The organism is Sphingomonas sp., from assembly GCF_035998645.1.
Lineage (GTDB): Bacteria > Pseudomonadota > Alphaproteobacteria > Sphingomonadales > Sphingomonadaceae > Sphingomonas.
In genome coordinates this window covers 357,770-370,291 of sequence record NZ_DASYHL010000005.1, presented here as the reverse complement: position 1 = coordinate 370,291, position 12,522 = coordinate 357,770, and the positions used below count along the sequence as shown (strand labels likewise).

Annotated in this window: 10 protein-coding genes; 8 read left to right on the top strand and 2 right to left on the bottom strand. The window is 65.0% G+C overall.

Going from position 1 to position 12,522, the window contains the following annotated elements; all coding sequences use genetic code 11:
* Positions 1 to 74 precede the first annotated feature (74 nt).
* The 4 genes from VGN66_RS15370 to VGN66_RS15355 all read left to right on the top strand — a co-directional run bounded on the left by VGN66_RS15370 (position 75) and on the right by VGN66_RS15355 (position 6,097).
* A complete protein-coding gene (locus tag VGN66_RS15370) occupies positions 75 to 1,253 on the top strand; it encodes a VWA domain-containing protein (protein ID WP_327519692.1) in 1,179 nt (392 codons plus the stop codon).
* Positions 1,254 to 1,565: 312 nt separating this feature from the next.
* Complete coding sequence (locus tag VGN66_RS15365; protein WP_327519691.1) at positions 1,566 to 4,001, top strand: TonB-dependent receptor domain-containing protein; 2,436 nt, start codon at positions 1,566 to 1,568, stop codon at positions 3,999 to 4,001.
* Between the two features lie 113 nt (positions 4,002 to 4,114).
* Positions 4,115 to 4,990, top strand: coding sequence for an SMP-30/gluconolactonase/LRE family protein (locus tag VGN66_RS15360; RefSeq protein WP_327519690.1), 876 nt, complete (start codon positions 4,115 to 4,117; stop codon positions 4,988 to 4,990).
* A 42-nt stretch (positions 4,991 to 5,032) separates the two neighbouring features.
* Positions 5,033 to 6,097 carry a glycoside hydrolase family 43 protein gene (locus VGN66_RS15355; RefSeq protein ID WP_327519689.1) on the top strand — a complete coding sequence of 355 codons (1,065 nt, stop codon included), beginning with the start codon at positions 5,033 to 5,035 and terminating at the stop codon, positions 6,095 to 6,097.
* On the opposite strand, the gene VGN66_RS15350 is transcribed toward VGN66_RS15355, so the two are convergent.
* Positions 6,094 to 7,485: a family 43 glycosylhydrolase gene (locus VGN66_RS15350; RefSeq protein WP_327519688.1), complete on the bottom strand. Its 1,392-nt coding sequence runs from the start codon at positions 7,483 to 7,485 to the stop codon at positions 6,094 to 6,096. The genes VGN66_RS15355 and VGN66_RS15350 overlap by 4 nt on opposite strands.
* 181 nt (positions 7,486 to 7,666) lie before the next feature.
* On the opposite strand from VGN66_RS15350, the gene VGN66_RS15345 reads away from it, so the two are divergent.
* From VGN66_RS15345 to VGN66_RS15330, 4 genes are read left to right on the top strand one after another with little or no spacing between them, the layout of a single operon-like run.
* Positions 7,667 to 8,764 (top strand): ABC transporter ATP-binding protein, encoded by a 1,098-nt coding sequence (locus VGN66_RS15345; protein WP_327519687.1) that lies wholly within the window; start codon positions 7,667 to 7,669, stop codon positions 8,762 to 8,764.
* Positions 8,761 to 9,639 (top strand): sugar ABC transporter permease, encoded by an 879-nt coding sequence (locus VGN66_RS15340; RefSeq protein WP_327519686.1) that lies wholly within the window; start codon positions 8,761 to 8,763, stop codon positions 9,637 to 9,639. The genes VGN66_RS15345 and VGN66_RS15340 overlap by 4 nt, the downstream gene beginning before the upstream one ends.
* Positions 9,629 to 10,483 carry a carbohydrate ABC transporter permease gene (locus tag VGN66_RS15335; protein WP_327519685.1) on the top strand — a complete coding sequence of 285 codons (855 nt, stop codon included), beginning with the start codon at positions 9,629 to 9,631 and terminating at the stop codon, positions 10,481 to 10,483. The genes VGN66_RS15340 and VGN66_RS15335 overlap by 11 nt, the downstream gene beginning before the upstream one ends.
* Entirely contained in the window at positions 10,480 to 11,838 is a 1,359-nt protein-coding gene (locus VGN66_RS15330; protein ID WP_327519684.1) for an extracellular solute-binding protein, read from the top strand. The genes VGN66_RS15335 and VGN66_RS15330 overlap by 4 nt, the downstream gene beginning before the upstream one ends.
* Here VGN66_RS15330 and VGN66_RS15325 read toward each other — a convergent pair.
* Complete coding sequence (locus VGN66_RS15325) at positions 11,792 to 12,502, bottom strand: FadR/GntR family transcriptional regulator (RefSeq protein ID WP_327519683.1); 711 nt, start codon at positions 12,500 to 12,502, stop codon at positions 11,792 to 11,794. The genes VGN66_RS15330 and VGN66_RS15325 overlap by 47 nt on opposite strands.
* Positions 12,503 to 12,522 lie beyond the last annotated feature (20 nt).

Sequence of the window (12,522 nt, the reverse complement as noted above, 5' to 3'; positions counted from 1 at the left end):
CAGCCCCGCCCCGGATCAAGTCCGGGGTGACGAAGTATCTGGACCGGCGGAGCGACTCTCGCCACACTTCCCCCATGTTCTTCTCCTTCGTCGATGAGCTCCGCGCCGCAGGCATCCCCGCCAGCATGAAGGAGCATCTCGTGCTCCTCGAAGCGCTCGACCGCGACGTGATCGACCGCACGCCCGAGGCATTTTACTATCTCGCCCGCGCGACCTTCGTGAAGGACGAGGGGCTGCTCGACCGCTTTGACCAGGTGTTCGCGAAAGTCTTCAAGGGCATAGCCTCCACCTACGGCGTCCAGACCGCCGAGATTCCGGAGGAGTGGCTCAAGGCAATCGCCGAGAAATATCTGACGCCCGAAGAGATGGCGGCGATCAAGTCGCTCGGCTCGTGGGAAGAGATCATGGAGACGCTCAAGAAGCGGCTCGAGGAACAGCATGAGCGCCATCAGGGCGGCAACAAATGGGTCGGGACCGGCGGCACCTCACCTTATGGCAATTCGGGCTATAACCCGGAGGGCGTGCGCATCGGCGGCGAAAGCACGCACAAGCGCGCGCTGAAGGTCTGGGAAGGCCGCGAGTTCAAGAACCTCGACAGCACCCGCGAGCTCGGGACCCGCAACATCAAGGTCGCGATGCGCCGCCTGCGCCGCTTTGCCCGCGAAGGCGCTGCGGACGAACTGGATATTGACGCGACGATCGACGGTACCGCGCGGCAGGGCTGGCTCGACATCCGCATGCGGCCCGAGCGGCACAATGCGGTCAAATTGCTGCTATTCCTCGACGTCGGCGGCTCGATGGACCCATGGGTCAAGCTGTGCGAGGAACTGTTCAGCGCGGCGACCGCCGAGTTCAAGAATCTCGAATTCTTCTACTTCCACAATTGCCTGTATGAAGGCGTGTGGAAGGACAATCGTCGCCGCTTTCAGGAGCGCACCCCGACCTGGGACGTGCTCCACAAGTTCGGCCACGACTATAAGGTGATCTTCGTCGGGGACGCATCGATGTCGCCCTATGAAATCAGCCATCCGGGCGGATCGGTCGAGCATTTCAACGAGGAAGCCGGCGCCGCCTGGATGCAGCGCGTCACGAATACCTATCCCGCGACCGTCTGGCTCAATCCCATCCCCGAAGAACAATGGGGCTATTCGCAGTCGGTGCGGATCATCCGGGAGTTGATGAACGACCGCATGTATCCGCTTACATTGGCGGGTCTGGATGATGCGATGCGGGAACTGAGTCGCAAAACATAACCCGTCGTTTCATGTTTGTCGTCGAACAGGCGAGCACCGTATTTGCTCAGTAAAGCTGAGCATACAGCGATGTTCATAACTGACAAGTTGCTGATTATTCGCGATCATGTCGCGGGCCGGTGCCAGATAAATGTGCCCGGCAACCGGCTGCCTCCTGCCCTTCCTATACAAGTGCATTGACGGGGCGCGGTGAGTGCATCGCTCACATGCCCCGCGACTTCAAAATGGGTAGGGTGAGGATAATCGATCATGGCTAAAACGGCACTCCTCTTGTTCGCTTCGTCTCTGGCACTATCCAGTCCGGCGCTCGCCGTGACGGATCCTGCTGCACCCAATGACAGTGCGACCGAAACGGAGGATCAGGGCAAGGATAAGCCCGCCGCCCAGGCGCAGGAGGTCTTCTCGACCGGCGTCGCCAAGGGGCGCGACCGGCTCGACAGCGCTACGTCGACCAGTGCCCTGCGCGGTGCCGATGTGCAGAAACTCGGGCCGCGTCCGCTCGGCGAAGTCCTGCGCACGATGGCGGGCCTGCGCGTCGCGACCGGCATTGGTGAGGGCAACAATAACTACACCGTCCGCGGTCTTCCGCTCGCGGCAGGTGGTTCCAAATACATGCAGATCCAGGAAGATGGCCTGCCCGTGCTGGAGTTTGCCGACCTCTTCAACGTCGGGGCCGACGTTTATCTGCGCAACGACCTCAGCGTCGCTGCGATCGAATCGATCCGCGGCGGTTCAGCCTCGACCTTCGCCTCCAACTCCCCCGGTGGTCTGATCAACATCCTGTCGCGCACCGGCGATGTCGAAGGCGGTTCGATCCAGCTCTCGACCGGCCTCGACTATGACGAGAAGCGCGTCGATTTCAGCTATGGCGCCAAGCTCGGCGAGAACACCCGATTTCACATCGGCGGATTTTATCGTTCGGGCGAAGGCCCGCGCAACATCGGCTTCGACGGGTGGAAGGGTGGCCAGATCAAGGCCAACATCACCCACCAGTTCACCGGCGGCTATGTGCGGATGTACCTGAAGGTACTCGACGATCGCTCGCCGACCTTCGCGCCCTATTTCGCCAACATCACCGGCACCAACGACAATCCGAATATCCGCAGCTTCGCGGGGTTCGACCTGCGGCGGGATTCGGTGCTCTCCTCGTACCTCGGGCCGGTCGTGACGCTGGACCAGAACAACCAGCCCGCCGCCCTGCCGATGGCCACCGGGCAGAGCGCGGAATCGCGGTCGATCGGCTTTGAGGGTCAGTTCGAGATCGCCGGTTGGACGATCACCGAACGCATGCGCTACTCGGTCAATCGCGGCGATTTCAGCCGCGCCTTCCCCAACAGCGCGAACACCGTATCGGCCTTTGCCGCAGGGCAAGGCGGCGTCGGAGCAACCGCGCGCTACGCCAGTGGCCCGCTTGCCGGACAGCCGATCAGCCCGACGGCCAACATCAACGGCAACGGCCTTCTCTCGCTCTACTTCGTGTCGTTCGTCCGCGCCCGCTCGCTCGACAACTTCACCAACGACATTCGCGGGTCGAAGGTGTGGGACCTGTCCGGCGGCAAGCTGACCACGACCCTCGGCGCCTATTTCGCGTCGCAGGATCTCAACACCACCTGGCTGCACACCGCGATGAACGTCGACGTCAACGGCGACAATGGCACCGCGATGGTCGATATCTTCAACGCGGGCGGTGCTCCGCAGACGTTGAACGGCTATTACGCCTTTGCCCGCGCCAGCAGCCTGTTCCGCCGCGCGTTCGACGTGAATTACAAGGTGTTCGCGCCCTATGGATCGGTCAACTTCCATGTCGGCAAGCTCGCGATCGGCGGCAGCCTGCGGTATGACAAGGGCAAGGTGCGCGGCACGCTGGTTGGCGCTGACCTCAACAACGGCAGCGTTGGCCTGATCACGCAGGACATCAACCGCGACGGCCTAATCAATCCGGCCGAAAACCGCGTCGCCTTCCTGCCCTTCACTCAGCCGGGGGCGGTCAACTATGATTACGGCTATCTCAGCTATTCGGCGGGTGTGAATTATCGCGTCGCCGAGCCGTTCTCGGTCTTCGCCCGCTACAGCAAGGGCGCGCGCGCCAATGCCGACAAGGTGCTGTTCACACCGCTGATCGACAACGCCACCGGCGATATCCGCAGCGAGCGCGACAAGCAGGATGAGGTCAAACAGCTGGAAGGCGGCTTCAAGTTCCGCAAGGACGGCTTCACGTTCAACGCTACCGCGTTCCGCGTCACCGCCGCTGACCACAATGTGCTGAACGGTGCCGCCAACCGCACCGACCGCACCTATCGCGCCACTGGCGTCGAGATGGAAGGCGGCATCCAGCGCGGACCGTTCAGCCTGATGGCGGGCGCGACCTATACCAAGGCCAAGATCACGCAGGATCTGCTTGTTCCCACCCTGACCGGCAAGGTGCCGCGCCACCAACCCGACTGGACGCTGACCGCCACCTCCGCCGTGGACCTCGCCCGGGCGACTGTCGGTGCCAGCGTGGTGACCATTACCAAGAGCTTTGCGCAGGATTCGAACTTGCTGGTCATGCCCGGCTTCACCACGGTCGACCTGTTTGCTCAGGTCAAGCTGTTCAAGGGCGGCAGCCTCGCATTGAATGTGAACAATGCGTTCGATCAGCTCGGCATCTTTGAGGTAAACCAGGCCAGCGTGCCCGCCAACGGCATCGGCTTTGCCCGGACCGCCAATGGACGCACGATCTCGGGATCGCTCCGCTTCGATTTTTAGGAATGGGTTCGGAAACCCATCGCTGACGCAAGGGCCTGCGGCCCTTCCGGAGCGATCCAAAGCGCCCTATAGGCCCCATCGCCGCGCACTCTCGCGCCGCGATGGGGCCACCGATGAGCCTGAACGATTACCGCATCATTCCACGTGACCGCCGCGACCAGCTTGGCGAAGGGCCGCTCGCCGCGCGCGACGGGTCGGTCTATTGGGTCGATATCATCGAACAGCGGATCCACCGCCTGTCGCTGGCCGATGGCGCGGTGGCGAGTTGGGTGATGCCCGAGATGGTCGGTTGGGTGATCGAGCGGCGCGATGCACCGGGTCTGGTCGCCGGGTTCCGCAGCGGGGTGAAGGCGGTGATCCTCGACCCCGCCTCGTCAGTGCCGGTGTCGATCGAGGCTTTGGTCGACCTTCCTGCCGGCGAGCCGGCGATCAACCGGATGAACGATGCCAAGGCCGATCGCGACGGGCGGATCTGGGCCGGGACCATGCCGGTGACGTGTGACGTCCCGACCGGCTCCTTCTACCGCGTCGAAGCCGATCGATCGATCACGCGGATGGATGACGGTTATCACGTCGCCAACGGCCCCGCGATCAGCCCCGACGGACGCTGGCTGTTCCACACCAACACGGTGCTGGGTCAGATCTATCGCTTCCCGCTCGACGGCGCGACGCTCGGCCCGCGCGAACTGTGGCTGCAGTTCGAGCCCGAATGGGGCCATCCAGACGGCATGACCTTCGATGCCGAAGGCGGGCTGTGGATCGCGCATTGGGGCGGGTCGCGGGTCAGCCGGTTTGATCCGCACGGCAAGGTCGAGCGCGCGATCCACGTGCCCGCGAGCCAGATCACCAGCATGACCTTTGCCGGGGGATCATTCGACCGGATGTTCATCACTTCCGCCGCCGACGGCATCGACGAACCGCATGGCGGCTGCCTGTTCGAGGTCGATCCCGGCGTCAAAGGCTTGTCCCCTCAACGCTTTGCGGGCTAGCCGGCGCTGTCATCGCTGAAGCCGGTGCGCTACACCGGCGCGATGCGAACCCCATCCCTGCTCGCCGCGCTGCTGGCCGTCTCCGCCTGCGCCACTGTCCCACGCGACGCGCCGACGACCTACGCCAATCCGGTATTCGACCGCGAGTTCGCCGATCCGGCGGCATTGCTCGCCCCGGACGGCTATTACTATGTCTATGCGACGCAGGGCGGCGAACCCGGGCGGATGAACAATATCCAGGTCGCCCGCTCGCGCGATCTGGTTCGCTGGGAGCATCTCGGCGACGCGCTTCCGCAAAAGCCGGGCTGGGCGAGCGCGACGCAGGATTTCTGGGCGCCGCACGTCGCGCAGCATGACGGCCGCTACTATCTCTATTACTCCGCCAAGCCCGACGCCGCGCTGAAGGACACGACGCGCGGCCTGTGCCTCGCGGTGGCGGTCGCGGACCGGCCGGAGGGGCCGTTTGCCGACAGCGGCCGCCCGCTCGAATGCGGCGAGGGCTTCGTCAATATCGACCCGATGTCGTTCGATGATCCGGCAACCGGCAAGCGGCTGCTCTATTGGGGATCGGGGTTCGGGCCCATCAAGGTGCGCGAACTCGCCCCTGACCGCATCTCCTTCGCAGCAGGAAGCGCCGCAAAGCCGCTGGTCGAGGTCGACAAGACCGACGATCCCGCAAACTACCAGCGCCTGATCGAGGGCGCCTGGGTGCTGCGACGCGAGGGTTGGTATTATCTCTTTTACTCAGGCGACAATTGCTGCGGGCCCAAGGCGCATTATGCCGTGATGGTCGCGCGGTCGCGCAGCGCAACCGGCCCGTTCGAAACGCTGCGCGACGCGACCGGCGCGCCCGCCAGCGTGATCCTCGCCCAGCGCGACCAGTGGGTCGCACCGGGCCATAATGCAGTGATCGCCGACGCGGGTGGCGATCACTGGATGCTGTACCACGCGGTCGATGCCAAGCGTCCGCGCGCTAAGCCGGGCGACGACGTCAACACGCGCCGCATCATGCTGCTCGACCGGATCGAGTGGCAGGACGGCTGGCCGCGCATCGCAGGCGACGGTCCGTCGACCGGCGCGCAACCAGCGCCCGCCGTCCGGCCCTAGCCGGTCGTCACCCCGTCCGGCCCGAAGCCAAGCCGGGTCGTCAGCAGCGCGCGGAATTCGTTGTAACCGCCGGTGCCGGGGAAGAAGGCGTGGAAGAACAACTGCGGCTCATCATCCAGCCCCGGCGCGACCGAGGCATGGCCCGGCGCCCACCAGGTCGTGGTCGACTTGAGCAGCGGATCGCCCTGTTTGACGTAGGGGCCGAAGATATGATCGGCGACCGCGACACCGATGCCATAGGCCGGCGTTCCGAAGTCATTGCCGGCATAGAACATCCAATAGCGGCCCTGCTGCTTCGTGACCCACGGCCCCTCGATCAGATGCCCCTCCCACTCGAGGTCGTTGGTCAGCACCAGATGCTCTTCGCCCACCCGCTCACCGGTTTCGGTCAGCCGTTGTGCGTAAATCGGCGTGCTCATCGCCTCGAGGATCGCTTCGCCCTCCGGGATGTCCGCCAGCGCGGCCTTCACCTGCTGCCAATTGTCGAGCACCGCCTCGATCAGCGGCTGCATCAGGAAGAAGCGTTCCATCGGCCGCTGTGAGTTGGCCCAAGGCTGGAGTGCGGCAGCGAGCGACGCGGTGCGGCGATCGGCTTCGACGGTGAAGACCTGATCGATCAACTCGGGCCGCTGGCGGAACAGACCTGCGAGCGGGCGCGGCCACACGCCGTTCGTGTCGCGCTTCCACAACAGATAACGCTCGCCATCGTCGTCGATGAAGATGTGCGAATCGATCACCCCTCCGCTCATCACTGGCTGGGCGGGATCGGCAGCGATACCAGTCGTGTTGACCGCATGCGCCGTCACCAGCGGATGACCCAGATCGCGCCATGGACCGAACGGACTGTCGCTCTTGGCCAGCCCGATGGCGAGCGCGTTCGATTTCTGGCGCGCGGTATAGACCAGCCAATATTCGTCCCCGACCCGCGCCATTTCCGGCGCCCAGAAGTCGCCGACATGCCGACCATGCGCGGTCCACTCCGGCGCCTCCCCCTCGGCGAAGACGAAGCCCTTGTGCGTCCAGGTCTGAAGGTCGTCCGACTGCAGGATCGGAAACGCATCCGGCGCATCGTTGGAGGTCGCGACGAGGACATAGCCCTGATCGGTCTTCAGCACGGCTGGATCGCCATAGCCGCAAGTGATTCGCGGGCTGGCGTTGGTGGTGAGCAGCGGCTGCCAGTCCGGTGCGGGCAGGTCGCTGGGCGCGGGACCGCTCAGCACATGCGGGCGGCGCGAACCGAAATCGTCGGCCACCCGGTTGAAGAAATCGACATAGGCAGGATGCTCGCCCGAGGCGAGTTGATAGGTGCGTTCGGCGTCGCCGCGGCGGACGGTGATCTGGCTGTGCGGCGCTTGTGCCGCGGCGATGGCTTCGAACTGGATGGTCATGGTCGGTTACGGGTCCCACAGGCGGTTCGGGATCGCTAAACCACAATTATAAGATAAATGCGAGTGTGGTTTCAGCGACGGATTTTGGGCATGCTCCCCGCCGCGATCTGCGCAGCGCGGATTGACGTCCGGCCCGCTTTTGTTAAAAAGTGCGATAAATAAGATAATATGGGATGCCGCAGTGAGCCTCGAGCTTCGTAACGTCCGTAAGGCCTATGGAGAAACGCCGGTCCTCGACGACGTGTCGTTGAGCATGGCCGACCGTGAGTTCATCGCATTTCTGGGGCCATCGGGCAGCGGCAAGTCGACGCTGCTCCGGATCATCGCCGGTCTCGAAACCGCCGATGCGGGCGAGGTGGTTCTCGATGGCAAGCGCATCGACCAGCTCCATCCCGGCGCGCGCGACGTGGCAATGGTGTTCCAGGCCTATGCGCTGTACCCGCATATGACTGTGCGCGAGAATATGGCGTTCGGCCTGCGCAACGCGCGCGTGCCCCAAGCCGAGATCGACGCCCGCATCGCACAAGCGGCAGCGGTCCTTGAGATCGAGAGCCAGCTCGACAAGAAACCGGCGCAGATGTCGGGCGGCCAGCGCCAGCGCGTCGCGATCGGGCGTGCGATCGTCAAGCATCCCAAGCTGTTCCTGTTCGACGAACCACTCTCGAACCTCGACGCCGCGCTGCGCACGCGGACGCGGGTCGAACTCGCCCAGCTGCGCCGTCGCGTCGATGCGTCGATCATCATGGTGACGCATGACCAAGCCGAAGCGATGACGCTGGCGGACCGGATCGTGGTGATGAACGACCGCCGCATCCAGCAGATCGGCGCGCCGATGGACATCTATACCCGTCCGGCGAACAGCTTCGTCGCGCGCTTTGTCGGCTCGCCGGCAATGACCCTGCTCCCCGCATCGCTGGTGCCGGGTGACGGCCCTGCGCGCGTGCGGCTGGGCAACGGGACCGAGGTGACGACCCGGATCGATCGCGCCGCCCTGCCCTCCGGCTCGGTCGAACTCGGCCTGCGCCCCGAACATGTGCGCGTTGCAGCGGCGGGCGAAGGTGCGTGCGATGCCGAAGTTCTGCTGGTCGAGCGGCTCGGCGATCGCACGCTCGTCTATGCCAAGCTGAGCGACGGGCAGGAGATCACCGCCGAGGATGCGGGCCTGAGCGCGGTCAAGCTGGGCGACCGGGTTCGCCTGCGCATCGATGGCGCGGCGGCGCATCTGTTCGACTGCAATGGCGACGGCCATCATGCGCAGGTCACGGACGCCGCAGCATGAGGCGCGGTGATCGTCTCGCCAGTTTCGGCTTCGTCGCGCCGTTCCTCGCGATCTACCTGCTGATCCTGATCTATCCGCTGCTGGCAGGAATCGGGCTCAGCATGACCCGCGTCGATCTGTTCGGCGGGGGCAGCTTCGTCGGGTTCGAAAACTATGTGCGGCTGGCGGGTGATCCGGTGTTCCATGCCGCGATCTTCCAGACGTTGCTGCTCGCGGCGATGATCGTGCCGATCCTGACGGTGCTGTCGCTGATGCTCGCGCTCGCACTGAACCGCCCGACCCGCGACGCGGCGGTGTTTCGCGGCATCTTCTTTTCCTCATCGGTCCTGTCGGTGACGATCGTAACCCTGATCTGGCGCTTCGTGCTCGCCCCCGACGCCGGGCTGCTGGGTGAAGTGGCGCAGGCGCTGGGGACACCGCCGCTGCCGTTCTTGAGCGACCCAACGCTGGCGCTGTGGGCGCTGGCGATCACCACGATCTGGTGGTCGATCGGACTGCCGATGATGCTGTTCCTCGCCGGGCTGCAGCAGATCCCGGGTGACATCTATGAGGCGGCTGCACTCGACCGCGCGAGCCGCTGGACGATCCTGTGGCGGATCACCCTGCCCTCGCTCCGCCGTACGCTGGTGCTGGTGGTCATGCTCCAGACCGCAGCGCAGCTTCAGCTGTTCGGCCAGTCGCAGTTGCTCACCGCCGGCGGCCCCAATGGCGCGACGCGGACGATGGTCCTGTTCATTTTCGAGACCGCGTTCTGGCGCTGGGAACTTGGCTATGCCGCTGCTGCGGCAGAGATCCTGTTCCTGCTGATCGTCGCGCTGACGCTGGCGCAATATTGGTTCACGATGCGGACGTCGGAGGCTGGCAATGGCCGCTGATCGCACCACACCCGCGTTCCGACCGGGCGAGGGCAGGGTCCGTCCCGCGACGCTGATCGCGCTGCTGCTCGCCGCGGCGGTGATGCTGGCCCCGTTGATCTGGACGATCCTGTTGTCGCTCAAGTCCAACCAGGCGCTGGTCGGCAACAGCGGCGCGGCGCTCGAATTTCCCTACACGCTCGAAAATTACTGGGCGATCCTGTCGGGGGATCAGGTGTTTCGCTGGCTGTTCAACAGCCTGATCGTGTCGGTCGGCACGACGATCGGCGTGCTCGCGCTGTGCAGCCTCGCCGGATACGGCTTTGCACGGCTCGAATTCCCCTTCCGCCGGACGCTGTTCGTGTTCGTCCTGCTTGGCCTTGCGATTCCCGAACAGGCGGTGATCCTGCCCCAGCATCAGCTGTTCGCCGCGTTCCACCTTCACAACAGCTATCCCGGGCTGATCCTGCCCGGCCTGGCCGGACCCTTTGGCGTGTTTTTCATGACCCAGTATTTTCGTGCGATCCCGCGGGATCTGGATGAGGCGGCGATGCTCGACGGCGCGTCGCGGCTGCGCATCTTCTGGAGTGTGCTCCTGCCGCTGACCCTGCCCGCTCAGGCGACGCTCGGCGTGTTCACCTTCCTTGCCAGCTGGAACAGCTATTGGTGGCCGCTGATCTCGGCGACGCGCAGCGACATGTATACGCTGACCGTCGGGCTCGCCTCGGCCCAGATGAACTATGCCCAGACCAGCGGCCTCGGCTTTCTGATGGCGCAGGCGGTGTTCGCGTCGGTGCCGATCTTCATCGTCTATGTCCTGTTCCAGAAGCACATCGTCCAGTCGATGGCGGGGACGGCGCGATGAGGATCGCCCTGGCACTTGGCCTCGCGCTGCTCGCCACCGGCTGCGGCAGCAGCAGCGGCGCCGACGATGGCAAAATCTATCTGCAGCGCTTCTTCGGCGAATGCGGTGCGGCCTATGGCACCGCGACCGATGTCGCCGCGGCGAAGGGCGAATGCGGGATCATCACCTCGATGATCAACAAGTTCAACGCCGAGAACGCCGGTGCGCCGGTCAGCAGCAACGTCGTCGCCTGGCCCGGCTATCCGCAGCTGAGCGCGCAGTTCGCGGCCGGCGACCCGCCCGACATCGTCAGCATGCATGGCGGGGTGATCTCCGACTATGCCGCGCGCGGTCTGCTCGAGCCTGTCGAGCCCTATCTCGAGGCCGCCGGGCTGAAGCCCGACCAGTTCACCGATGCCAGCCGCATGGCCGCGACGGTCGACAACCGGCTTTACGGCCTGCCCTGGGACACGCATGGCGGCCTCTATCACATCAACACCAAGCTGTTCGCGCAGGCGGGATTGATGCGCGACGGCAAGCCGATGCTGCCGCGATCGGCCGAAGAACTGCTCGCCCATGCCCGCCAGTTCAAGGCGAGCACCGGCAAACCATACCTGCTGCAAAGCCTTGTCGCCGACACGGCGGCGCAGACGCGGACGCTCTACACCTATCTGATGGCGCAGGACGCGGTGATCTTCCCCGACCCTCTGCACATCAAGCTGCAGACGCCAGAGGCACGGCGCGTCGTCAATTATTTCAAGGCGCTGACGCAGGAGGGGCTGGGCACGCTCGATCAGGACACCCCCGCGGCGATCGCGGCGTTCCTGAGCGGCGAAGGCGGCATCTATCCGACTGGCACGTGGATGATCGACCAGTTCCAGCAGGACGCGATGACGCCCGGCCGTCCGCTGCACGGAAGCTATGCGGTCTATCCCTATCCGCGCCTATGGGGAAAACATGCCGAGTTCGTCAGCGGCCATGTCTGGGTCGTCCCGAAGCGGGAGCGGACCCCGGCGCAGCGCGCGATGATCGCGCGCTTCTTCAAATTCATGACCGCGCATAATCTCGACTGGGCGCGCACCGGGCATCTCCCGGCGGTCCGCAACGTCATCGAGTCGGCCGCGTTCAAGGCGATGCCGCATCGCGCCGAGATCGCGCCGCTGGCGACCATCGGCCATCCGCTGCCCGGCTATGTCCAGCGGCAGTCGGCGATCGAACGGCTTGTCGGCGAAGAGGTCGGTGCCGCGATCACGGGGCAGAAGACCGTCGATCAGGCGCTGGCCGACGGCGAACGTCGCGTCAACGAACTGCTCGCCGAGCTTCCGGTGGTCAGCCCGTCTTCCCCGCCTCGTCGATCAGCGTCATCACGTCCGTAATCAGCGCGATCATCCCGTCGCGCGCCGCGTCGGGATCGCGTGCCTCGATCGCGCTCAGCACTTCGCGGTGCTGCGGCAGGCTGGCGGTGCGTCCCTTGAACCGGTTGGTAAAGCGGATCGAGGTGCGCAGCGCGGTTTCGACGACGTCGCGGAACTGCGCGTAAAACGGGTTGGCCGACGCCGCGAGGATCGCGACGTGAAACGCGATGTCAGCCTCGAGCGGATCGTCCTCGCCAACCTCGGCGGCTTCCATGCGGCGATAGCCGGCCTGGATCAGCGCGAGGCCGGCTGCATCGGCGGCGCGGGCGGCGAGCGCGGCTGCGGCTGGTTCGATCGCGATGCGCAGCTCGGTAAACTGGCGCAGCAGCTCGAGCGAGAAGGTGCGTTCCAGCAGCCAGCGCAGCACATCGGCATCGAACAGATTCCAGTGCGCCGGACGCTGCACCGTCGTGCCCTTGCGCGGGCGAGCGGTGAGCAGCCCCTTGGCGGTCAGCATCTTGACCGCTTCACGCGTCACCGATCGGCTCACGCCATGCTGCTTGGCCAGATCCGCCTCGGTTGGGAAGACGTGCGCATCGTAATGGCCGGTGACGATCGCGCGCCCGAGCGAATCGAGCAGTCCGTAGGTCAGGTTCCGCCCGCCGGTTGCGGGGGAACTCAGCATCGGCGAGTCAGCCTCCATGC

Coding starts and splice junctions, on each gene's coding strand:
- VGN66_RS15350 (WP_327519688.1), bottom strand. CDS start 7,485: ATGACCATCCAGTTCGAAGCCATCGCCGCGGCACAAGCGCCGCACAGC.
- VGN66_RS15355 (WP_327519689.1), top strand. CDS start 5,033: ATGCGAACCCCATCCCTGCTCGCCGCGCTGCTGGCCGTCTCCGCCTGC.
- VGN66_RS15325 (WP_327519683.1), bottom strand. CDS start 12,502: ATGCTGAGTTCCCCCGCAACCGGCGGGCGGAACCTGACCTACGGACTG.
- VGN66_RS15360 (WP_327519690.1), top strand. CDS start 4,115: ATGAGCCTGAACGATTACCGCATCATTCCACGTGACCGCCGCGACCAG.
- VGN66_RS15370 (WP_327519692.1), top strand. CDS start 75: ATGTTCTTCTCCTTCGTCGATGAGCTCCGCGCCGCAGGCATCCCCGCC.
- VGN66_RS15330 (WP_327519684.1), top strand. CDS start 10,480: ATGAGGATCGCCCTGGCACTTGGCCTCGCGCTGCTCGCCACCGGCTGC.
- VGN66_RS15340 (WP_327519686.1), top strand. CDS start 8,761: ATGAGGCGCGGTGATCGTCTCGCCAGTTTCGGCTTCGTCGCGCCGTTC.
- VGN66_RS15335 (WP_327519685.1), top strand. CDS start 9,629: ATGGCCGCTGATCGCACCACACCCGCGTTCCGACCGGGCGAGGGCAGG.